Origin of the sequence: Aliihoeflea aestuarii, from assembly GCF_024105665.1 — a bacterium.
GTDB lineage: Bacteria > Pseudomonadota > Alphaproteobacteria > Rhizobiales > Rhizobiaceae > Aliihoeflea > Aliihoeflea aestuarii.
This window is the reverse complement of the sequence record NZ_JAAAMK010000001.1, coordinates 459,984-482,355: the sequence shown is the minus strand read 5'-3', so window position 1 is coordinate 482,355 and position 22,372 is coordinate 459,984. Positions and strand designations below refer to the sequence as shown.

At 63.2% G+C, this 22,372-nt stretch carries 16 protein-coding genes; 10 read left to right on the top strand and 6 right to left on the bottom strand.

Annotated features, from left to right (window positions below; genetic code table 11):
• Positions 1-154: 154 nt before the first annotated feature.
• Positions 155-1,201 (top strand): hypothetical protein, encoded by a 1,047-nt coding sequence (locus GTW25_RS02375; RefSeq protein WP_252910372.1) that lies wholly within the window; start codon positions 155-157, stop codon positions 1,199-1,201.
• Here GTW25_RS02375 and GTW25_RS02370 read toward each other — a convergent pair whose 3' ends face one another.
• Both GTW25_RS02370 and GTW25_RS02365 read right to left on the bottom strand, forming a co-directional pair.
• A complete protein-coding gene (locus tag GTW25_RS02370; protein ID WP_252910371.1) occupies positions 1,202-2,806 on the bottom strand; it encodes a cisplatin damage response ATP-dependent DNA ligase in 1,605 nt (534 codons plus the stop codon). It abuts the gene before it with no gap.
• Positions 2,806-3,816, bottom strand: coding sequence for a ligase-associated DNA damage response exonuclease (locus tag GTW25_RS02365; protein ID WP_252910370.1), 1,011 nt, complete (start codon positions 3,814-3,816; stop codon positions 2,806-2,808). The genes GTW25_RS02370 and GTW25_RS02365 overlap by 1 nt, the downstream gene beginning before the upstream one ends.
• Before the next feature lie 82 nt (positions 3,817-3,898).
• On the opposite strand from GTW25_RS02365, the gene GTW25_RS02360 reads away from it, so the two are divergent.
• Entirely contained in the window at positions 3,899-6,421 is a 2,523-nt protein-coding gene (locus GTW25_RS02360; protein ID WP_252910369.1) for a ligase-associated DNA damage response DEXH box helicase, read from the top strand.
• Positions 6,418-7,137: a ligase-associated DNA damage response endonuclease PdeM gene (pdeM, locus tag GTW25_RS02355; protein WP_290127850.1), complete on the top strand. Its 720-nt coding sequence runs from the start codon at positions 6,418-6,420 to the stop codon at positions 7,135-7,137. The genes GTW25_RS02360 and pdeM overlap by 4 nt, the downstream gene beginning before the upstream one ends.
• 39 nt (positions 7,138-7,176) lie before the next feature.
• Here pdeM and GTW25_RS02350 read toward each other — a convergent pair whose 3' ends face one another.
• The 4 genes from GTW25_RS02350 to GTW25_RS02335 all read right to left on the bottom strand — a co-directional run bounded on the left by GTW25_RS02350 (position 7,177) and on the right by GTW25_RS02335 (position 13,617).
• A complete protein-coding gene (locus GTW25_RS02350; RefSeq protein WP_252910368.1) occupies positions 7,177-8,172 on the bottom strand; it encodes a Bug family tripartite tricarboxylate transporter substrate binding protein in 996 nt (331 codons plus the stop codon).
• A gap of 76 nt (positions 8,173-8,248) precedes the next feature.
• On the bottom strand, positions 8,249-9,034 hold the full coding sequence (locus GTW25_RS02345) for a TIGR02186 family protein (RefSeq protein WP_252910367.1): 786 nt from the start codon (positions 9,032-9,034) through the stop codon (positions 8,249-8,251).
• A gap of 1 nt (position 9,035) precedes the next feature.
• Positions 9,036-9,959 carry a sulfite exporter TauE/SafE family protein gene (locus tag GTW25_RS02340; RefSeq protein WP_252910366.1) on the bottom strand — a complete coding sequence of 308 codons (924 nt, stop codon included), beginning with the start codon at positions 9,957-9,959 and terminating at the stop codon, positions 9,036-9,038.
• 175 nt (positions 9,960-10,134) lie between these two features.
• Entirely contained in the window at positions 10,135-13,617 is a 3,483-nt protein-coding gene (locus tag GTW25_RS02335) for a peptidoglycan-binding protein (protein WP_252910365.1), read from the bottom strand.
• A gap of 360 nt (positions 13,618-13,977) precedes the next feature.
• Here GTW25_RS02335 and GTW25_RS02330 point away from each other — a divergent pair, with 360 nt between their 5' ends.
• The 7 genes from GTW25_RS02330 (at position 13,978) to GTW25_RS02300 (ending at position 22,360) form a co-directional block, all read left to right on the top strand.
• Entirely contained in the window at positions 13,978-14,424 is a 447-nt protein-coding gene (locus tag GTW25_RS02330) for a MerR family transcriptional regulator (protein WP_308206219.1), read from the top strand.
• A gap of 185 nt (positions 14,425-14,609) precedes the next feature.
• Complete coding sequence (locus GTW25_RS02325; protein WP_252910364.1) at positions 14,610-16,406, top strand: acyl-CoA dehydrogenase C-terminal domain-containing protein; 1,797 nt, start codon at positions 14,610-14,612, stop codon at positions 16,404-16,406.
• A 192-nt stretch (positions 16,407-16,598) separates the two neighbouring features.
• Positions 16,599-17,771 (top strand): acyl-CoA dehydrogenase family protein, encoded by a 1,173-nt coding sequence (locus tag GTW25_RS02320; RefSeq protein ID WP_252910363.1) that lies wholly within the window; start codon positions 16,599-16,601, stop codon positions 17,769-17,771.
• Positions 17,772-17,778: 7 nt separating this feature from the next.
• On the top strand, positions 17,779-18,255 hold the full coding sequence (locus GTW25_RS02315) for an OsmC family protein (protein WP_252910362.1): 477 nt from the start codon (positions 17,779-17,781) through the stop codon (positions 18,253-18,255).
• Positions 18,252-19,460, top strand: a complete 1,209-nt coding sequence (locus tag GTW25_RS02310) for an acetyl-CoA C-acetyltransferase (RefSeq protein ID WP_252910361.1) — start codon at positions 18,252-18,254, stop codon at positions 19,458-19,460. Before GTW25_RS02315 ends, GTW25_RS02310 begins: the two co-directional genes overlap by 4 nt.
• Positions 19,461-19,480: 20 nt before the next feature.
• A complete protein-coding gene (locus tag GTW25_RS02305; protein ID WP_252910360.1) occupies positions 19,481-21,694 on the top strand; it encodes a 3-hydroxyacyl-CoA dehydrogenase NAD-binding domain-containing protein in 2,214 nt (737 codons plus the stop codon).
• Between the two features lie 123 nt (positions 21,695-21,817).
• The gene (locus GTW25_RS02300; RefSeq protein ID WP_252910681.1) at positions 21,818-22,360 is read left to right on the top strand and encodes a thioesterase family protein; all 543 of its coding nucleotides are present in this window, start codon (positions 21,818-21,820) and stop codon (positions 22,358-22,360) included.
• The last annotated feature ends 12 nt before the right edge of the window (positions 22,361-22,372 follow it).

The window sequence follows — 22,372 nt, the reverse complement described above, 5'->3', positions numbered from 1 at the left end:
CCAGGTGGATTCGCTCGGCGTCGCAGACTTGCGGCGATTTCAAGAGTCAGACCATGATATCGTCCGAAAACCGGTTCCCACTTTTCGGCATCAATGGTCTAAGGATGTCGCAACGGTCATGGTCAATGATCGGTTAAGAACATAAGGGTGCCGCTTGGACGGGATCGAGCAAGCCATAAGACGAGCCCTTGCCAAGGGAAATTCGGAAGATCGGGACTTTCGTGAGAAGGTCTACCGCTCAGCCTTTGCCGCGCTCGACCGCTCGCTGAAGGAGCGGCCGGAACTGACGGTCGAGAACGCCATCAAGCGCCGCAAGGCGCTGCAGGCGACGGTCAAGTCGATCGAGACGGAACATATGCCGGCCCTGCCGCCGGAGCCTGTCGCCGTCGCGCCGGTTGCGGTCGAACCCGTTCGCCCCGTCGAAAGTTTCGAGCCGGACCTGCGCGCCGAACGGCACATGCCTGCCGGCGATGAAGCTCCAACGCTTGATTCGTTCGACGAACCGCGTGCCGCCCCCCGCCGCCGCGCGGCAAAACTCGACACGCCGAAGCCTGCCGGAAAAAAGCGGCGCGGCGGCGGGCGGATGCTGTCCTTCGTCACCGGTCTCGTGATTCTGCTCGTAATTATCGCCGGGGCGCTGTGGGCCTTCTCCAGCTTCGGTCATCTGATCGGCAGCGACATGCGCCAGATCGAGGCGGCGATCAATGAAAGTCGCGGCCGCACCGGCACGCCGCCGCTGTCCGCCGACGGCGTCGACCCGGACGCCGGGTGGACCGGTATCTTTCAGCCTCAGGACATTCAACTCGTCTCGCCGGCCGAGGACGCGTCGGCCGAAGCGGTGGAAGGCGAATCCGGAGCCTATATGCAAATCCGCTCGGGCGCGTCGGGTGCGCCGATCTCTTTTGCGGTCGGGCAGGACCTGTTGCAGCGGTTCGCCGGTCAGCGTGTCGTCTTCGCGATCCTGGCGCGCGGCATCGATGGAGAGAGCACGCAGATTTCGGTCGAGTGTGATTTCGCCGCCATGGGCGATTGCGGACGCACGCGCTACGACATCGGCACCGCGCAGGACAATTATCTGTTCGAAATAGCATTGCCAAATACCGCGCCGGGACGCGGCGGCTCGATCTCGATCACGACCGACATTGCGGGCGAGGGGCGCGGCATAGATGTTTTCGCGATCCGCGTGCGTCCGGCGGACTGATTACGCGTCAAGCATCGCATAGAGCGTCTCGATGCGGTCGGCCTCGTGTGCGGGTTTGTCCCATCTGAGGCGCGAGACGCGTGGGAATCGCATCGCAACGCCGGATTTGTGCCGGGTCGAACGGTTCAGCCCTTCGAACGCGACTTCGATGACGAGCCCATGGTCCGGCTCAGCGCGCACCGAGCGCACCGGCCCAAAACGGTCGATTGTGTTGTCGCGGATATATTTGTCGAGCAGCTTCAGTTCCTCATCGGTGAAACCGAAATAGGCTTTGCCGACGGGCACGAGTTCGGGCTGGTCTTCCGGCCCGGTCCACACGCCGAATGTATAGTCGGAATAGTAGCTCGACCGTTTGCCGTGGCCGCGTTGCGCATACATCAGCACCGCATCGACAGTGTGCGGATCGCGCTTCCACTTGAACCACGGCCCCTTGGGGCGGCCGGGCACATAGGGAGAATCGAGCCGCTTCAGCATGACGCCTTCGATGACAGGGTGCCGCGGCGCGCGCCGCATGTCTTCCAGTTGCGCCCAATCGTCGAACGGCACGAGCGGCGAAAGATCGAACCGCGCCGGATCGAGCTTTGCCACGAAGGCTTCGAGCCGCTTTCGTCGCTCGGCGAACGGCAAACGGCGAAGATCGTCGTGCCCTTCCTGCAACAGATCGTAAGCGCGCACGAAGGCTGGAAACTGCTTCTGGATTTTCGGCGTCACGACCTTGCGGTTCAGCCGCTGCTGAAGGTCGGAAAAGGTGCCCGTATGATCGCCCGGCACGCCGACGAGCAATTCGCCGTCGATGGCCGCGTCGAAATCCATCGCTTCGAGAAGGTCGGGAAAGGTGCCGGAAATATCATCGCCGGTGCGCGAATAAAGCCGCGCGACGCCTTCCTCTGCAACGGCTTGAACGCGGATGCCGTCCCATTTCCATTCGGCGGCGTAGTCTTCAGGCTCGATGCGCGCCAGATCACTGTCCTCGACGGCGTTCGACAGCATCACCGGCCGAAACATGGCGAGCGCAGCGTGGACGGGCTTTTCGCCCTTGCCGTCGAGCCAGGCGAAGAGGTTTTCGTAGGGCGGCTCCAGCCCGTGCCACAGTTCCTCGACCTCGTGGACGTGGACGCCGCCATAATCGGCCAGCGCCTGCTTGGCGAGCCGCGCCGAAACGCCGACGCGCAGGCCGCCTGTCACGAGCTTGAGCGTGGCGAAGCGCGAGGCGGCCTCCATCCTGTCGAGAAGCGAAGCCAGCACCTTGGGCGCATCGGAGCGGCTGGCCGCGTGCAGCCGCTCGACGGCCTCGGCGAGCGAGACGCCGCCGGGGATCGTATCCGTCTCGGCGTCGATGCCCCAGACGAGCGAGACGGTTTCGGCCAGATCGCCGACATAATCGTAGGAATAGGCAAACAGCGTCTCGTCCATCCGGTCGGCCATCAATGCGCGCAGGACGCCGGGCTTGACCGCATTGAAGGAGAGATTGCCGGTGGTCGCCGCAAGCGCCAAACCGCGATCCGGGTCAGGCGCTTCGCGAAAATAATCCTGCATCAGCGTCAGCTTCGCATTGCGCGAGGAGGTCAGGAGCAGGCGGTCGAGAAGTTCGGCAAAACGGTCCATTATTCCGCCTCATCCTCATAGCCGACCAGATGAAGCGGCCGCGCCTTGATTCCCTGAAGCTCGCACCAGCGCACGAGCGCTTCCTCGCGGCCATGCGTGACCCAGACTTCGCCGGCCTTCACCTCGCGGATCGTGTCGATCAGTTCGTCCCAGTCGGAATGGTCGGAAATGATGAGCGGCAGTTCGACGCCGCGCTGCTTGACGCGCTGGCGAATGCGCATCCAGCCCGAAGCGAAGGACGCGACGGGATCGGGAAAGCGTCGCGCCCAGCGGTCGGCGAAGGCGGAGGGCGTTCCGACGACGATCGCACCAGCGAACTGCGCCTTCGATCCACGCTCGATGGTAGCAGGCTGCAAATCGCCGAGATCGATGCCCTCGCTTTTGTAATAGTCGCACAGCTTTTGCAAAGCGCCGTGGATATAGATTGTCTTGTCGTATCCAGCCTCGCGAATGAGCTTGATGACGCGCTGCGCCTTGCCGAGCGCGTAGGCTCCGACGAGATGCGCACGTTCGGGAAACTGCCCCACCGATTTCAACAGGCGGGCGATTTCCAGCCTGTCGTCGGGGTGACGGAAGACCGGCAGCGCGAAGGTGGCTTCGGTGATGAACACATCGCATTTGACCGGCTCGAAAGCCTGCGCCGTCGAGTCGGGTCGGCGTTTATAATCGCCCGAGGCGACGATGCGCAGACCGTCCTTCTCGACCGCGATCTGAGCTGAACCCAGCACATGCCCCGCCGGATGAAACGAGACTTTCACGCCATCGACGTCGAGGCTTTTGCCGAAGCCGATCGCCTGACTGGACCCGGCGAAATCCGCGCCGTAGCGCAGCGCCATGATGTCGAGCGTCTGCAGCGTCGCAAGAACGTGCTCATGGCCCGAACGCGCGTGATCCGAATGGCCATGCGTGATCAGCGCCCGCGCGACCGGGCGCACGGGATCGATGAAGAAGCCGCCGGGCGGGCAATAGAGCCCTTCGGGGCGAGGCATGAGGAGGCGATGCGGGTCCATGCACGCTATCAGATAGGAATTTTCACCGCGCCGGAAAGGCGGCCCGCTTGGCCATCGCCTTGCCCGGCGCTACATCTTTGCCGTGAACAAGCCGCATGACGACCGCTCGCTCCATGGCGCGACCGCACTGCCCGAAGCCTTTTCGCGCTGGTTCGCCGCGCGGGGCTGGCAACCGCGTGACCATCAGCTCGACCTTCTGGCGCGCACGGAAGCCGGCAGTTCGGTTCTCCTGATCGCACCGACGGGCGCGGGCAAGACGCTGGCCGGCTTCATGCCCTCGCTGGTCGATCTGGCGCAGCGCGGAAAGCGCAAGCCCGGAGCAGCGGGGCGCGGCGTCCACACGCTCTACATCTCGCCGCTGAAAGCGCTGGCCGTCGATATCGAGCGCAATCTGACGAAGCCAGTGACGGAAATGGCGCTGCCAATCGCCATCGAGACGCGCACCGGCGACACGCCATCGTCCAAGCGCCAGCGTCAGCGCCAGATGCCGCCGGACATCCTCCTGACGACGCCGGAGCAATTGTCGCTGCTTCTGGCCTCGAAGGATGCAGAGCGCTTTTTTGCCGATCTGCGGTTCGTGGTTTTTGACGAACTGCATTCGCTCGTCACCTCCAAGCGCGGTCAGCTCCTGTCGCTGGCGCTCGCGCGCCTTCGCCGCTTCGTGCCGGATCTGCGCACAATCGGCCTGTCGGCCACAGTCGCCGAGCCGGACCAGTTGCGCCGCTGGCTGGTCAATCAGAACCCGCCCGGTAGGATGGCAGAACTCATCACGGTGGAAGGCGGCGCGAAGCCGGAAATTACCATTCTGGATTCGGTCGAGCGCGTGCCATGGGCGGGGCATTCGGCGCGCTATTCGGTGCCGGAAATCTACCAGTCGATCCTCGATCACAAGACGACGCTTCTGTTCGTCAACACGCGCAGCCAGGCCGAATTCCTGTTTCAGGAACTGTGGCACGCCAACGAAGACAATCTGCCGATCGCGCTTCATCACGGCTCGCTCGATGTCGCCCAGCGCCGCCGCGTGGAAAAGGCGATGGAGACCAACAGCCTGCGCGCCATCGTCGCCACCTCCACGCTCGATCTCGGCATCGACTGGGGCGACGTCGATCTCGTCGTTCATGTCGGCGCGCCGAAGGGCGCGAGCCGTCTGGCGCAGCGCATCGGCCGGTCGAATCACCGTATGGACGAGCCGAGCCGCGCCATTCTGGTGCCGGCGAACCGCTTCGAGGTGCTCGAATGCCGCGCGGCGCTCGAAGCGAATTATCTGGGTGCGCAGGATACGCCGCCGATCGGCGAGGGCGGGCTGGACGTTCTTGCCCAGCACGTCATGGGCATGGCCTGCGCCGAACCGTTCGACGCCGACGAGCTTTACGAGGAGATCATATCCGCCTCGCCCTATGCGGCGTTGACCCGCGAAACCTTCGACCGCGTCGTCGATTTCGTAGCGACCGGCGGTTATGCGCTGAAAACCTATGAGCGCTTTGCCCGCATCCGGCAGACGAAGGACGGCCGGTGGCGCGTCTCGCACCCGTCGGTCGCGCAGCAATACCGGCTCAATGTCGGCACCATCGTCGAGGCGCCGATGCTCAATCTGCGCCTTGTCGGCAAGAGGGGCAGGGGGCGGCTGATGGGCGGTGGCGCGCTCGGCAAAGTCGAGGAATATTTCATCGAGACGCTCAAGCAGGGCGACACGTTCATTTTCGCCGGAATGGTGGTCCGCTTCGAAGGCATCCGCGAGAACGAAGCCTATGTGTCCCACGCGCCGGGTGCGGACGCCTTCGTGCCGGCCTATGGCGGATCGAAATTCCCGCTGTCGACCTATCTGGCAAGCGAGGTACGCGCGATTCTGGCGGACCCCAGGCGCTGGAAGAGCCTGCCCCCGCAGGTTGCCGAATGGCTGACGCTTCAGAAGCTGAAATCGCTGCTGCCCGGCCGCGACGATCTTCTGATCGAGACGTTTCCGCGCGGCAAACGCTTCTATCTCGTCGCCTATCCCTTCGCCGGTCGTCTTGCGCACCAGACGCTCGGCATGTTGCTTACCCGCCGTATGGAACGCGGCGGCGCACGGCCGATGGGGTTCGTGGCGACCGACTATTCGATGGCGATATGGGGCCTGCGCGACATGGGCGAGATGCACCGTTCGGGCGAACTGACCTTTGCCGACCTGTTCGACGAGGACATGCTGGGCGACGATCTCGACGCGTGGCTTGCCGATAGCTGGCTTCTGAAGCGCACCTTCCGCAATTGTGCGGTGATCGCGGGTCTGATCGAGCGTCGCCACCCCGGCAAGGAGAAGACCGGGCGGCAGGTGACCGTCTCGGCCGATTTGATCTACGACGTGCTGCGCAGCCACGATCCTGACCATATTCTCCTTCAGGCAACGCGAACCGACGCGGCATCGGGGCTGCTCGATGTCAGGAGGCTTGCCGAGATGCTCTCGCGCATCAGGGGACGAATCGTGCATAAGCAACTCGAACGCATTTCGCCGCTGGCCGTCCCGATCATGCTGGAGATCGGAAAGGAGCGCGTGCCGGGCGAAGCCGATGACGTGCTTCTGGGTGAAACCGCCGAAAGCCTGATCGACGAAGCCATGGGAACCCGATGACTGCGACTGCCCGAGACCACGCAAGCCGCTTTTCGGCAACCAGCGAAAGCGTGGTCGCGGGCGAGCGCATGGTCTGCGATGTACGCGGCGCGATCCATTTTCCAGAAATCGGCCTTCTCGCTGTCTCCGATCTGCACCTTGAAAAAGGTTCGCGCCATGCACGCCGCGGCTGGCTTCTTCCGCCTTATGACACGGGTGCGACACTCGAAAAGCTGGCAGGCGTGATCGAGGATTATCGTCCGAAGATCGTCGTCTCGCTCGGCGACAGTTTCGACGATGTCGGCGGCGCGGCACGGATGCCGGACATTTATCGCACCCGCCTTCTGGAACTCATGCGCGGTCGCGACTGGATCTGGGTGGCCGGCAACCACGACCCGGAAAAGCCGGCGGACCTTCCGGGCGGCACCGTTTCGGAACTCGCCGTCGGCCCACTGGTCTTCCGTCATGAACCATCGAAGGGGCGGCTTGCGGGCGAGATCGCCGGGCACCTGCATCCCGGTGCGCGCATCGTCCAGCGTGGCCGCTCGGTGCGCCGCCGCTGCTTCGCCAGCGACGGGGCACGGCTGATCATGCCGGCATTCGGCGCATTCACCGGCGCGCTCAACGTGCTCGATCGTGCCTTTTCGGACATGTTCTGCCCGGACAATCTCGTCGCCTACATGATGGGCGACGGTCGGCTTTATCCGATGAACCGCCGGCTGCTTCACGCAGACTGAAATGGAACGGGCGGATCTTTCGATCCGCCCTGTCATGTGTCAGTCGACCGTCGCGCCGGAAATCTCGACGATTTCGCCCCACTTCGCAGATTCGCTTTCGATGAAGGTTGCGAATTCCTGCGACGTTTCGGAATGGGCGACGGCGCCCTGTTCGGCGAAGCGCTCGATGACGGCGGGATCTTCGAGGAGCGTCACGATCGCTTCGTTGAGACGTTCGACGATCGGGTCGGGGGTATTTGCAGGAACGAACAGGCCGAACCACGATGCGGCCTCGAAGCCTGGAAATCCGCTTTCGGCGATTGTCGGAATGTCGGGAAGCGCCTGCGAACGCTCCGCTGACGTCACCGCGATGGGACGCAGCGCGCCGCTCCTGACATGCTGGATAGACGACGGCAGATTGTCGAACATGACGCCGACTTCGTTCGCCACGAGACCGATCATGGCCTGGGCGCTGCCGGCGAATGGAATGTGTTCCATCTCGATACCGGCCTGCTGCTTGAACAGTTCGGCGGCAAGATGGATGGAAGTCCCGTTACCGGACGAGGCGTAGAATATCTCGTCCGGATTCTCCTGCGCATAGGCGACCATTTCGGCAACGGTCGTGAACGGCTGGTCGGGATTGGCGACGAGCAGGTTCGGCACCATGGCGACGCGCGACAGCGGCGTGAAGTCGGCAACGGGGTCGAACGCCATGTCGGGATAGAGGCTGGCATTGATCGCATGGGTGCCCACCGTGCCCATCAGGAGCGTGTAGCCGTCGGGTGCCGCTTGAGAGGCCGCGGCGCTGCCGATGTTGCCGCCCGCACCGGGGCGGTTCTCCACGATGACGTTCTGGCCGAGCTGCTGGCCGAGCGCGGAGGCGACGATTCGACCAAGGATGTCCGTCGTGCCGCCTGCCGGGAAGGGTACCACCATGGTAACGGGCTGATTGGGATAGTCGGTTTGCGCCATTGCCGAAAACGGCGTCAGGCAGGCGGCCAGAATTCCGATCGCGGCGCCCTTCAGCGTGACGGCGGAAAGATGGGATTTGGTCATGTGCGTTTCCTCTCCTTTGATGGAGAGAAACTACAGCCCGGCCCCGCCGATTCAATTCAAATAAGCAGACGCAGCGTCAGTCGCGTTTGAAGATCATTCGCCCGAGCCAACCGGTGATGATGGCCAAAAGCACGGCGGCAAGGCCGAAGAGAAGCCCGTTATCCTGTGCCGTTCGGTAGATGCGCTGCTCGAGACCGGCTTTCACGATCGTCAACTGCGCCGATGTTTCCTTGACGAAGACGCCGTTGCGGAACAGGAAAGCGCGCGCGCGGTGCGTGCCGACGGGAACGTTGGGCGCAAGGCTGAGCGTGGCGCGGAAAAGGCTCGGTGACAGGAACTGCACGCCGCCTATGCGCTCGTTGTAAAGGCCGGTGGCGCGCTTTTGCTGGCGCAGCGCCGCGGTGAACTCGGCCACCTTCTCGGGGTTGCGCTGCTGCTCTTCTTCCACGGCGCGCATGAAGATGTTTTCGGAACCCAGCGCCAGACGCTGATACATGACCGGCTGGGTGATGTCCTGCATGGGCCGCGTCGTCGCGACCGCGTAGGACATCGGCACGCTGGTAAAACTTTGCGACTGGGTGTTGATCCAGACACCGAGGACCCGCGTCTTCTTGCGCACGGTGACGGGGCGGGCGGGGCCTTCGAGCACGACGACGATGTCGTAGCGCCCCTGCCGCGCAAGCACCTGATCGGCATTGTCGAGCGCGCCGAAGATGGTGAGGTCCGCGCCCGAAAAATCCGATGAGATCGCCACGCGGTTTGTGGACAGGCCGATCTGGAAGGATTCCGGCGCGTTGGCGTCCTGCGCGTGGACGTTTTCGATCCAGAAAAACAAGAGCAGGACCGGCAGGAAGCGCCTCATCTCAAAGCCCTCCCATCGTCGCCAGCGAATAGGGGCTCGCCGGCGGCACGAAGAGATCGACGGCAAGACGGCCAGCGACCATCAGGACCATCAGGGCGAGCAGAGCGCGCAATTGCTCGCCGCGCAGCCTTTGCCCCGCCTTCGCACCGTATTGCGCGCCGGCGACGCCGCCTACCATCAGCAGGAAGGCAAGGACGATGTCGACCGTCTGGTTGGTCGCCGCATGCACGATCGTCGTATAGGCGGCGACGAAGATGATCTGGAACAGCGAGGTGCCGATGACGACGTTGGTCGGCACCTTCAACAGATAAATCAGAGCCGGCACCATGATGAACCCGCCGCCAACGCCCATGATCGAGGCGAGAAAGCCGATGCCCGCGCCCAGGCCGATCACCGGAATGACACTGACGAAGAGCTTGGAGGTGCGAAAGCGCATCTTCAGCGGCAGGCGGTGAATCCAGTTGTGCTGGCCGGGCTTGCGCAAGGATGGCGCCTGTCCGCCGGCCGCGCGCCGCCATGCGCGCACACTCTCCATCAGCATTAGCCCGCCGACGGTGCCGAGCAGGCCGACATAGAGCAGCGACACGACCAGATCGAGCTGCCCGACATTCCGCAAAAGCGAGAACACGAAGACGCCGATCGTCGATCCGAAAATGCCGCCGGTCAGCAGCACCGTGCCCAGCTTGAAGTCGAGCGTGCCCTTTTTCACATGCGCCAGCACGCCTGAAACGGAAGACGCGACGACCTGATTTGCACCGGTCGCGACCGCGATTGCGGGCGGGATATTGTAGAAGATGAGGAGCGGCGTGATCAGGAATCCGCCGCCGACGCCGAACATGCCCGACAGGAATCCGACCGCCCATCCCATGCCGAGAATAACCAGCATGTTTACGGACAGTTCGGCGATCGGGAGATAGATGCCCACCGGCTTATCTCTCAGGCTTCGGGAAGGAAATTTCCCTTGGATTTCAGGGTCGCGGCATGGTCGTTCTTGCGCTTTGAATGAGGCGAAGTCAAACCGCAGGATCGACAATCGCATGAAAAAATGCGCCCGCCGTTAACGACGGGCGGAGATTGCGCGAAATGACCGGAAGAACGGCCTAGGAAAGAGCCAGAAGGGCACGCACGAGCGGTTCGTCGATCCGCCCGGTCGGTTGCATCTTATTGTCTTTCTGGAAGGCGGAAATGGCCGAGACGGTGCGCGCGCCGATGATGCCGTCGGCCGCGCCTGCATCATAGCCGTTGGCGTTGAGAATCGCCTGCACCCGCTTGACGGCCTCTCCCATGTCGATGCTCGCGGTCGTCTGCATATCCTCGCCCCACGCGGCAGGGATCGAGACGACATTGGCTTCGGGATCCGTCGCCTTCGGCGTCCACAGATCGACCGTCTTTCTGGCCTTTTCGAGGTCCGTCTCCGAGAGAAGCGCGGCGATCTCGTCGCGTTTGGCCGCAGCGTCGGTATCGCCGGACGCTGCCACGATCGCCAGCCATTTATAGGCGGCGACCAAATCCTGGCTCATGCCGACGCCCTTCGCCGCCAGAATCGCCAGATTGAACTGGCTGTCGCGGATGCCGAGTTCGGCGGCCCTCGAAAAATTGCGCGCGGCGGCGGCATTGTCCGCCCGTCCGTTCGCGCCCATCGCCTGAAGGACGGCCAGATTGTGCATGGCGCTGGAATTGCCCTTGGCGGCGGCTTCCTCGTAAAGCTCCATGGCGCGGGGAATGTCGCGTTCAACCCCGGTTGCCTTTTCGAGCATGTTGGCGAGCCGGTACTGGGCGGGTGCAAAGCCGGTCTCGGCCGCGTGTTCGTACCAGACCGCCGCGGTGCTCAGATCTTCGGCGACGCCGCGCCCTTCGGCGTAACGGTTGCCGATCTCGAAAAACGCCTTCGGGTCGCCCGCCTCGGCTGCTGCGCGAAGAGCGGCATTGCCTGCTTCCTGCGGAACCGTCGGCGGCGCGGCCGCGGGTTCGTCGGCGACAGGCTCGGATATGTCGGAGTCCAGAAGGCTCGCGGCTGGCTTCGGGGCAGAAGGTGCGGCGAGCGGACCGGTATTTTGCGGCAACGCCGCCAGAGTTGGACCGGGTCTTGCGGTCGATGCCTTGACGTCGGCCTTCGCGGGTGCCGGCGGCGGCGTTGCGACGCTTGTAGCGACAGGTTCCGCAGCGGCCGGCTCAGTCTCTGTTACGGTCTGAAGATCCGCAGGCTCGACCGGATTGACGCTCGCGATGGCGTCCTCGGCGGTCAACGTTCTGCCGGCCTGAAGGCCCGCGAGTGCCAGCGACACCGCAACGACGCCCATCGTCAATGCGCGGTTTCTGGACTTGAGAAGCTTCGACAGGCTGAAACGCTGCGGTCCGTCGCCGGAGCGGTTCGATTTGAGGTTTTCGGCTTCCGCCGCCGCTGCCTGCGCCGCCCGTCGTGCGGCCGCGATGAAGTCGGCCTTGGCGCCGTCGCCGGCAGGCTTTTCGTCCTTATGGGGCGTCTCACGCTCGTCGCGGACCCGGCGCATGATCGCGTTGAGGTCGGGCGAGCCCTGGCCCGGCTCGATCGGCTGGTTGGCAAGCGCCGGGTCGATCGGCGCATCGAGGTCGAGAAGCGGCGCGATGGCGGCCGAACTGTCCGGGATGCCGGATTCCGGCTTGTTTTTAGCCTTGCGACCGAGGACGCGCGCGATCATGGAGCGCGTCTCGGTCGACTGACCGGCGCGACCCGCCTTCGTGGCCTCCACGGCCTGACGCGCGGCCTGACGGGCCGTCAGCGGTTCGCGCGTGATCGACGGCGGAGTTGCGCCTTCCGCCTGATCCGCATCGAGCGCCAGATCGTCGACATCGGCCTGCATGGTCGGTGCGGACGCGATACCCAGCCGGGCAGGTTCCTCGTCGACGCCGTCATGCTCCATGGCGCCGAGGCGCTCGACGATCTTCAGGAGCGTGTCGTGGATCGCCTCGAACGTCTTGGTGTTGCGCTCATCGGAGCGGCGCGCGAGGTTTTCGAGCGCCCGCAGATCGTCGGCGAGACCCTGCACGACGTCGTTGTCGCGCGCGGGCGAGGTGCCGATCGAGCGGACCGCGTCTTCGGCGGCGCTGCGTGCCGCGTCGAGAACGACGGCGTGATTGTCCGCGATGATCTGTTCGAGCCGTTGCAGGCGCGGAGCCACATCCTCGAATTCGCCGCCGGCATGCGATGGGCTCTGGATGGTTTCGGACAGGTTCTTGACCTGCGTTTCAAGGCTGCGCACCAGATCCGGATCGATCGCCGCGAGCGTCGCCGTCGTCGTTTCCAGCCGTTGCGAGATGCCGTCGAGACGGATTTCGAACGTGCCCGCGAAGCTTGCGAACCGCTCGTCCATCGCCGCCATCAGCGCATCGGTGGACTGACCGGCCTGAACGGCCTCGAGGCGCTCGGTGAGCGCGGTCAGGCGCTGGTCCAGTTCTTCAAAAAGCTGCGTGCTGCGGCTCGAATCTCCCTCGTTGCGTTCGTCGATGATCTGCGAGAAAGCGGCAAAACGTTTTTCGACGCCGGTGAAAATCTCCGAGAGGTCGGGCGAGGGCGGTATCGCGTCGACCTTCCCGGCGATGAGGGTCATCTGCTCGGCAAGGCGCATCACCGTCTCGGCGGGCAGCGTTTCGCGTTCGGCGATTTCGTCGATGCGCCGGCTCATGGCGGCGATCTGCTCGCCGATATCGGCAGCGGGGCGATCCTCGACAAGTTCCTCGATCTGCTTGGCGAGCGAGCCGATGCGTGCCTCGATTCGCTCGAAGGGCTTGCCGTCGACGATCAGGCCGCGCCCTGCGCCTGCCGACGCGGCGATCGCACGGGAAATCTCGTCGAGGCGTTCGTCAATGAGCGTCAGCGCCCCGTCGCCGAGCGGGCCTTCCTTCTGCGCGAAGCGGTCCATCGCGGCGGTGAGGATTTTCAGCTTGTCGTCGAGCGCGTGCATCGCGCCTGGTTCCGGCAGCGTGGCGACGCTCGTGCTTATCTCTTCCAGTCGTGCCTGGATCGCCTTGATCAGTTCCGGTTCCGCGCCGGTGAAGGCATCGAGCCGGCGGTCGAGCTCGTCCCAGCGCTTTTCGACAGATTTCAGGGTCGATTCGCGCGCCAGCTCCGCCAATGTCTGACGGATCGTTTCCATCTCGGCCTGAAGCCGCGCAGCATTGTCCTCGCTGCCGCGTGCGGCAAGCGCATCGATCATGCCGCCGAGCCGCTCGACTTCGCCCGACAATTCGTCCGCGCGGCAGGCCGCCGGTGCGGCGCGCGCATCCTCGATCTGCGATTTTACGGCGGCGAATTCGCGCTCGATCCCGGCCGCGATCTTTGCGTTGAGGTCGTCGCGCAAAAGCTTCAGCTCACCGGCGATCGAGCCTGCGGCCTCGATGCTTTCCTCGCGCTGGCGCTGCGTTTCGAATTCGGCCGCAAGGCGTTCGGAAGCCATCCCTGCTGCCGGAACGTCATCCGCATCCCCGCGCTGCGTTATGTGCGTTTCCAGCGCGGCGAGCGTTCTGTTCAGGTCATCGATCGAGGTCGTGGGCCGGCGCCGTCGGCCGCTGTTCAACGCATCGAGATAAGCTTGCTTGATGGTCATCTGACGCTCGTTGCCTCCGCCGGCCCCCTCGGCCGGAATGCATTGACAACACGGCGACGCCGGTCGCCGGTTGGTCGAACCCGTGAGGAACGAGATACGATTGAAATCACGGTGAATCGTTGAGCGTCACCATTCCCCACACATGGTAAACAAGCCGTTAACCAAGCTTACCGGCGTGTAAGGACTGTGCGCAAAGTGGCGCAGGCGTGCGTTTCGCACTTGCGGCATCGCGCGCCGCAGATTATATGCGCGCCCCATGCCGTCGCCTTACGGAAGGCGGCCTTCGACTTTTCAGGGGCGTCCTCGCCTCGCCACAAAGTCTCGCGACATTCTGTTTCGAATCAAATCACGGGAACTGACATGACCACCATGCCGGCTGGCTCGGACACGGCCTCTTTTTACAGTGCTTCCGAAGATCAGAACGACCTCATGCGCATCGGCGACGTTGCCAAGATGTTCGACGTTTCGCTGCGTACCCTGCGCTTTTACGAAGACAAGGGGTTGATACAGCCCAAGCGCGAGGGAATGACGCGCCTTTATTCGGCGCGAGACCTGTCCCGCCTGAAGCTCATCACCTTCGGCACGCGCGTCGGCTTCTCGCTGCGCGAGATCAAGCAGATGATGGATCTCTACGATCCGTCGGGCACCAATATGCGCCAGTATCGCTTCGTCCTCGACAAATCCGAGCGCCAGATCGGCCGCCTGGAAGAGCAGCGCCGCCAGCTCGACGCCGCCATCCAGGAATTGGAAGAGATGCGCGAAGGCATCCGCTCCGTCGTGGAAGAGCGCCAGCGCAACGCCGCCTGAGCGCGAAACCGCTGAACGAATTTGATGAAAGGCCGGCCTCGTCGCCGGCCTTTTGCGTTGCGTAAGCGGTTCAAAAACTTTGACGTTTACGCAAACGTCAAAGTTTGATAAAAGCACCTCCGACCAAGTGCCCCGTCGGCCGTGTCCGATCAAAGGGGTTCCAAAGCTTCTTTCGGAGGATTTCCATGCCGACCTATAAGGCACCCGTCGCGGACACGCTCTTCGTTCTCAACGACGTTCTTGGATATGAGCGCTACGGCAACCTCGCCGGTTTCGCCGATGCGACGCCGGACGTTCTGGAAGCCATTCTCGAGGAAGGCGCCAAGTTCGCCGAAAACGTGCTGCACCCGCTGAACCGCGTCGGCGACGAGGAAGGCTGCACCCGAAACAGTGACGCATCCGTGACGACGCCGAAGGGCTTTAAGGAAGCCTACGGTCAGTATCGCGAGGGCGGCTGGATGGGTCTTGCCGTGCCGGCCGAATATGGCGGGCAGGGGCTTCCCTATACGGTTCACTCGGCGGTCGGCGAATACATGTCCTCCGCCAACATGGCGCTGATGATGTATCCCGGCCTGACGCAGGGGGCGGTCGCCGCGATCCTGGCGCATGGTTCCGAAGAACAGAAGCAGACCTACGTCCCGAAGATGGTCGATGGCGTGTGGACCGGCACGATGAACCTGACTGAGCCGCATTGCGGCACCGATCTCGGGCTCCTGCGCTCGCGCGCCGTGCCGAACGGGAATGGCAGCTACAAGATTTCCGGCCAGAAGATTTTCATCTCGGCCGGCGAGCACGATATGTCGGACAACATCATCCATCTGGTGCTGGCCCGCATCGACGGCGCACCGGAAGGCGTAAAGGGCATTTCGCTCTTCATCGTGCCGAAGTTCAAACTCGATGCCGATGGCAATCCAAGCGAGAAGAATGGCGTGTCCTGCGGCTCCATCGAGGAGAAGATGGGCATCCACGGCAACGCCACCTGCGTCATGAATTACGACGAGGCCGAGGGCTATCTCATCGGGCAGGAGCATGGCGGCTTGAAAGCCATGTTCGTCATGATGAACGAGGCGCGTCTCGGCGTCGGCCTTCAGGGCCTTTCGATCTCCGAGATCGCCTATCAGAACGCCGTGACCTACGCGAAGGATCGTCTGCAGGGCCGCTCGCTTTCGGGTGCGAAGGAGCCGGAAAAGAAGGCCGATCCGATCATCGTCCACCCGGATATCCGCCGCAAGCTGATGACCATGCGCGCCATCAACGAGGCCGGCCGCGCGCTGATCCTGTGGACCGCGCTGAAGTCGGACGTCGCGCATCGCTCGGATGACGAGAAGGCGCGCCAGCAGGCCGAGGACCACATGAGCCTGATGACGCCGGTCATCAAGGGCGTGCTGACCGACAAGGGCTTCGACAATGCCGTGATGGCGCAGCAGGTCTATGGCGGCCACGGCTATATCGAGGAATGGGGCATGAGCCAGTTCGTGCGCGACGCCCGCATCGCGCAGATCTATGAAGGCGCGAACGGCATTCAGGCGCTCGATCTCGTCGGCCGCAAGCTCGGCGCCAATGGCGGCCGTGCGGTGCAGGCCTTCTTCGCCGAGGTCGGCGCGTTCTGCGAGGAAAATCGTAACGACGAAAAGCTCGCCCCATTCACGAAGTCGCTGAAGAAGGGTCTCAACGACCTGCAGGCCGCGACCATGTGGCTGATGCAGAACGCCATGGGCAAGCCGGACAATGCCGGCGCGGCGTCGACCGACTACATGCACCTCTTCGGCCTCGTGTCGCTCGGCTACATGTGGGGCATGATGGCGAAGACGGCGCAGGACAAACTTGCGGCAGGCGCGAACGGTTCGTCCGAGTTCTGCGACAACAAGATCGCGACGGCACGCTTCTACTTCGAGCGTGTGATGCCGGAAAGCGCCGCACATCTTGCGCGCATTTCGACGGGCTCGGATTCAATGATGGCTCTTGCGCAAGACGCATTCTAGCGGCCAGTATCGGATTTCGAAGACCGTGCTCTATGTTGCCCCCCTCTGGCCTGCCGGCCATCTCCCCCTCAAGTGGGAAGATTATTCTCGTCGCCGACATTGCGTGATCTCCCCCCTCGCGGGAGAGATGGCCGGCAGGCCAGAGGGGAGCGCGACAGAGCGCCGACCTCTCCAACGATCCGGAGCTGCCGAATGACCGCCCACCCTTCAAGCATTCTCGGTCTGCCGAAACCCGAATGGGCCGGCGATGATGTCGCCATGCTCTACGACATGGCCGAGAAGTTTCTCGATGCCGAAATCGCGCCGCGCTACGAGGAATTCGAGAAGAACGAAATGTTCGACCGCGAAAGCTGGCGCAAGGCCGGCGAAGCCGGGCTTTTGTGCGCCTCCATGCCGGAAGAATATGGCGGCTCGGGCGGCACCTTCGCGCATGAGAGCGCGATCATCGAAGCGATCGGCCATGTCGGCGTCGACGGGTTCGGCATTTCGCTGCACAATTCCATCGTCGCCCCCTACATCCTTCACTACGGCTCCGAGGAGCAGAAGAAGAAATGGCTGCCCAAGATGGCGACCGGCGAACTCATAGGCGCGATCGCCATGACCGAGCCGGGCGCGGGCTCCGACCTTCAGGGCGTCAAGACGCGCGCGGAGAAGGACGGCAACCACTACCGGATCAACGGCTCCAAGACGTTCATAACCAACGGCCAGCTTGCCAATCTCGTCATCGTCGTGACCAAGACAGACCCGGCGGCGGGCGCGAAAGGTACGTCGCTGATCGTGGTCGAGACCGACGAGGTCGAGGGCTTCGAGCGCGGCCGAAACCTCGACAAGATCGGCCTGAAATCCAACGACACGTCCGAGCTCTTCTTCAACGACGTTCGCGTGCCGACCTCGAACCTGCTCGGCACCGAGGAAGGGCAGGGCTTCATCCAGTTGATGCAGCAATTGCCGCAGGAACGGTTGCAGATCGGCACTGGCGCGATCGCCATGATCGAGCGGGCGCTGGCGCTGACGATCGATTACGTCAAGGAGCGCAAGGCGTTCGGTAAGGCGGTCATCGATTTCCAGAACACGCAGTTCAAGCTGGCCGAACTCAAGACCGAGGCGACCATCGGCCGCGTCTTCTACAATGATTGCGTCACGCGCCATATCAATGGCGGGCTGGACCCCGTCACGGCTTCGATGGCGAAGTACTGGCTGTCGGACCTCCAGAACAAGATCGTCGACGAATGCCTGCAACTCTTCGGCGGCTATGGCTATATGAACGAATATCCGATCGCCCGCATGTTCCGCGACGCGCGCGTCCAGCGAATTTACGGCGGTACGAACGAAATCATGAAACTCCTGATCGCCCGAAGCCTTTAAGGAAGACATGTCGAAGCATATCGCAGACGTAACCTGGACCGCGCGCGCCGAGGATGATTTCCTCGCGGGCCGCTACTCGCGCGCCCACACGATCCGTTTTGACGGCGGCGCTGAGATCCCCGGCTCGCCTTCTCCGGGTGTCGTGCCGGCACCGTGGTCGGACGGGGCGGCGGTCGATCCTGAAGAGATGTTCGTGGCATCGCTGTCTGCCTGCCACATGCTCTGGTTTCTGGATTTCGCCCGTCGCGCGGGCGTCACCATCTACAGCTATCGCGATCAGGCAGAAGGCTTGATGGGCAAGAACGACAAGGGCCGCATCGCGATCACCCATGTGACGCTGCGCCCGATAGTCGACAGCGACGCCGAGGCGGCGACGCTGGATGAACTTCATCACAAGGCGCACGAGGCCTGCTTTATCGCCAATTCGGTCACGACCGAAGTGACGATCGACACCGATTCTGAGAATCAGAGGAGAAACAGATGACCGACGTATTCGTCTATGACGCCGTGCGCACGCCGCGCGGCCGCGGCAAGAAGGACGGCTCGCTGCATGAAGTGCCGGCCGTGCGCCTCGGCGCAAAGGTTCTGGAAGCCGTGCGCGACCGCAACAACATCAACACCGCCAATGTCGACGACATTATTTTCGGCTGCGTCGATCCTGTAGGTGAAGCGGGTTCGGTCATCCCGCGCTCGGCCGCGTTCGAGGCGCGCTACGACAATAAGGCCCCCGGCATCCAACTCTCGCGCTTTTGTGCGTCGGGCCTCGACGCCATCAATCTTGGCGCAGCCAAGATCGCCGGCGGTTCGGACGAACTCGTCATCGCGGGCGGCGTGGAATCGATGAGCCGCGTCGGCATGGGTATGTCGGGCGGCGCCTGGTTCATGGACCCCTCGGTCGGCCTGCCGGGCTATTTCGTGCCGCAGGGTGTTTCGGCCGATCTGATCGCGACGAAATACGGCTTCTCGCGCGACGATGTGGACGCCTACGCGGTCGAAAGCCAGAAGCGCGCGGCCAATGCCTGGGAGAAGGGCTGGTTCAAGAACTCGGTCGTGCCGATCAAGGACCAGAACGGCCTGACCATCCTCGACCATGACGAGCACATGCGTCCGTCGACCGACATGCAGTCGCTGGCCTCGCTCAACCCGTCCTTCGTCATGCCCGGTGAGATGGGCGGCTTCAACGCCGTCGCCATCCAGCGTCATCCGGAAGTCGAAGCGATCAACCATGTGCACCATGCGGGCAATTCGTCCGGCATCGTCGATGGCGCGGCGGCCGTGCTGCTCGGCTCGAAGGAAGGCGGCGCGAAGATCGGTGCGAAGCCGCGCGCGCGCATCAAGGCCTTCACCAATATCGGCTCCGAGCCGGCGATCATGCTGACCGGCCCTGTCGATGTGACGGAAAAGCTGCTCGAGCGCGCCGGCATGCAACTGTCGGACATTGACCTGTTCGAGCTCAACGAAGCTTTCGCCTCGGTCGTCCTGCGCTACATGCAGGCATTCGACATTCCGCACGACAAGATCAACGTGAATGGCGGCGCGATCGCCATGGGTCACCCGCTGGGTGCGACCGGCGCGATGATCTTCGGCACGGTGCTGGACGAACTGGAGCGCCGCGATCTCAATACGGCTCTCGTGACCTTGTGCATTGGCGCGGGCATGGGCACCGCAACGATCATCGAGCGCGTGTGAGCGGACGGAGGAGATAAAAAATGGCTGACTACAAGAACTTCACCGTCGAAACCGATGCGGACGGCATCGCGCTCGTCACCTGGGACATGCCCGACCGCTCGATGAACGTCTTCACCGAAGAGGTGATGGACGAGCTCGACAAGATCATCGATCAGGTCGTCGCCGACGACGCGGTCAAGGGCGCGGTCATCACCTCAGGCAAGGATACTTTCTCCGGTGGCGCGGACCTCACCATGCTCAACAAGATGCTCGGTATCTTCCAGAAGGAGCAGGCGAACGATCCCGAAGCCGCCATGAAGATGCTGTTCGACGGCGCGGGTCGCATGTCCTGGCTGTGGCGCAAGCTGGAAACCTGCGGCAAGCCTTGGGTTTCGGCGATCAACGGCGTCTGCATGGGCGGCGCGTTCGAGCTTTCGCTCGCCTGCCATGGCCGCGTCGCTGCCGACAGCGCCAAGGTCAAGATGGCCCTGCCCGAAGTGAAGGTCGGCATCTTCCCCGGCGCAGGCGGCACGCAGCGCGTCCCGCGCCTTGCCGATCCTCAGTCTGCCCTCCAGATGCTGACTTCGGGCCAGAACCTGTCGCCGAAAAAGGCGAAGGGCATGAATCTGATCCACGAGATCGCCGCGCCCGACAAGCTGATCGAAACCGCCAAAGGCCTGATAAAGAACGGCCTCAAGCCGGTCCAACCATGGGACGAAAAGGGCTTCAAGCTTCCCGGCGGACCGGTCTACTCGGCGGCGGGCGCGAATTTGTGGCCCCCGGCGATTGCCATCCTGCGCCGCGAGACCTACGGCAATTATCCGAACGCCGCCGCGATCCTGAAATGCGCCTATGAGGGGCTGCTGGTGCCGTTCGACACCGCACTCAAGATCGAGCAGCGCTATTTCACGGAAATCCTGCGCTCGACCGAAGCGGCCATGATGATCCGCTCGCTGTTCATCTCGTTGCAGGAACTGAACAAGGGCGCGCGCCGCCCCGAAGGCGTCAAACCGACGAAGTTCTCCAAGATCGGCGTTCTCGGCGCAGGCTTCATGGGCGCGGGCATTGCCTTCGTCACCGCCAAGGCGGGCATTCCGGTCGTGCTTCTCGACCGCGACACGGCTTCTGCCGAAAAGGGCAAGGCGCATTCGGCCGGCCTGATGGACGGTGCGATCAAGAAGGGCCGCGCCACCGAGGACGAGAAGGAAAAGCTCCTCTCGCTGATCACGCCGACCGACGACTATGCGCAGCTCGACGGCTGCGACCTCGTCATCGAGGCCGTGTTCGAGGATTCGGAAGTCAAGAAAAGCGCGACCGAGAAGACCGAGGCGGTCATTGCAGACGGCGCGATCTTCGCCTCCAACACCTCGACCATCCCGATCTCGGGCCTGGCGAAGAACTCGAAGCGTCCCGACAAGTTCATCGGCATCCACTTCTTCTCGCCGGTCGACAAGATGATGCTCGTCGAGATCATCCTCGGCGAAAAGACCGAGGACAAGGCGCTCGCCACCGCGATCGACTATGTCCGCGCGATCAAGAAGACGCCGATCGTCGTCAACGACACGCGCGGCTTCTACGTCAACCGCTGCGTGCTGCGCTACATGTCGGAAGCGTTCAAGATGCTGATCGAGGGCGTGCCCCCGGCCATGATCGAGAATGCTGCAAAGATGGCCGGCATGCCGGTCGGCCCGCTCGCGCTCACCGACGAAACGGCGATCGACCTTGCGCAAAAGATCATGAAGCAGACGATCCGCGACATGGGTGAGGCGGCCGTCGATCCCAAGCAGTTCGAGCTCATCAACACCATGGTCGACACGCATGGACGCCAGGGCCGCAAGAACGGCAAGGGCTTCTATGACTACCCGGCCAAGCCTGCCAAGAAGCACCTGTGGCCGGAGTTGAAGACGCTCTACAAGCAGCAGGATGCCGACAGCATCGATGTCGAGGAGTTGAAGCAGCGCTTCCTCGTCGTCATCGCGCTGGAAGCGGCGCGCGTGATGGAAGAGGGCATCGTCACCGACCCGCGCGAAGCCGATGTCGGCTCGATCCTCGCCTTCGGCTTCGCGCCCTATACCGGCGGCGCTCTGTCCTACATTGACGGCATGGGCGTGAAGACCTTCGTTGCGCTGGCCGAAAAGCTCGGTGGCAAATACGGCAAGGAGTTCGACGTGCCGAAGCTGTTGAAGGACATGGCCGCCAAGGGCGAAACCTTCTACCAGCGCTTCGACCCGTACAGCAAAAAGCAGGCGGCCTGATCCGCTTTGAGACGACAATCGGCCGGGCGGTTCATTCGCCCGGTCTTTTCTTTGAGCAATTTCAGGAAAAGTGCGAAGCGTTTTCCGTCCGAGATTGCGGTAAAACAAATGCGGGGGATTGCGATGTATGTCTGGGGGCGTCTTGCGCGCATGGTGGCGACGGCGAAATCGCGCGGACCGTTCAGGCCGGGCGACGAAAGTCGGCTGCATTTCCGCTGCCTGCCGTCGGACATCGACCGCAACATGCATCTGAACAATGCGCGTTATATGATGCTGGCCGATGTCGGCCGCGTCGACATCTTTCTGCGGTTGGGATTCCTGAAACTCGCGCGCGAGAAGGGCTGGGGGCCGATGATGGGCGGCCTGCAATCGGTTTATGTCCGCGAGATCAAACTGTGGAAGCGTTTCGAGGTCGTCTCCACGGCCGAGACATGGACCGACCGGCAACTTATCGGCCGGCACCGCTTCCTGCTCGAAGACGGCCAGACGGCGGCCGTCATCATGACCACGGCCGGCGTCTACGACCGCCGCAACAAGCGTTTCGTGCCGATGGACGAGGTCATCGCCGGCCTCGGAATCGACGCGACCCCGCGTCCGCTCATCCCTGAGGAAGATACTTTCCTTGCCTCTCATCAGGGCTTGCGGGAACTGGCGAAGACGGGTTGAATTAAGCGCCCT

Bases quoted from the DNA above. Each gene is read 5' to 3' on its own strand.
- GTW25_RS02370 (WP_252910371.1), bottom strand. From the start codon at position 2,806: ATGGACCGTTTTGCCGAACTTCTCGACCGCCTGCTCCTGACCTCCTCG.
- GTW25_RS02365 (WP_252910370.1), bottom strand. From the start codon at position 3,816: ATGGACCCGCATCGCCTCCTCATGCCTCGCCCCGAAGGGCTCTATTGC.
- pdeM (WP_290127850.1), top strand. From the start codon at position 6,418: ATGACTGCGACTGCCCGAGACCACGCAAGCCGCTTTTCGGCAACCAGC.
- GTW25_RS02350 (WP_252910368.1), bottom strand. From the start codon at position 8,172: ATGACCAAATCCCATCTTTCCGCCGTCACGCTGAAGGGCGCCGCGATC.
- GTW25_RS02345 (WP_252910367.1), bottom strand. From the start codon at position 9,034: ATGAGGCGCTTCCTGCCGGTCCTGCTCTTGTTTTTCTGGATCGAAAAC.
- GTW25_RS02335 (WP_252910365.1), bottom strand. From the start codon at position 13,617: ATGACCATCAAGCAAGCTTATCTCGATGCGTTGAACAGCGGCCGACGG.
- GTW25_RS02330 (WP_308206219.1), top strand. From the start codon at position 13,978: ATGACCACCATGCCGGCTGGCTCGGACACGGCCTCTTTTTACAGTGCT.
- GTW25_RS02325 (WP_252910364.1), top strand. From the start codon at position 14,610: ATGCCGACCTATAAGGCACCCGTCGCGGACACGCTCTTCGTTCTCAAC.
- GTW25_RS02320 (WP_252910363.1), top strand. From the start codon at position 16,599: ATGACCGCCCACCCTTCAAGCATTCTCGGTCTGCCGAAACCCGAATGG.
- GTW25_RS02315 (WP_252910362.1), top strand. From the start codon at position 17,779: ATGTCGAAGCATATCGCAGACGTAACCTGGACCGCGCGCGCCGAGGAT.
- GTW25_RS02310 (WP_252910361.1), top strand. From the start codon at position 18,252: ATGACCGACGTATTCGTCTATGACGCCGTGCGCACGCCGCGCGGCCGC.
- GTW25_RS02305 (WP_252910360.1), top strand. From the start codon at position 19,481: ATGGCTGACTACAAGAACTTCACCGTCGAAACCGATGCGGACGGCATC.
- GTW25_RS02300 (WP_252910681.1), top strand. From the start codon at position 21,818: ATGTATGTCTGGGGGCGTCTTGCGCGCATGGTGGCGACGGCGAAATCG.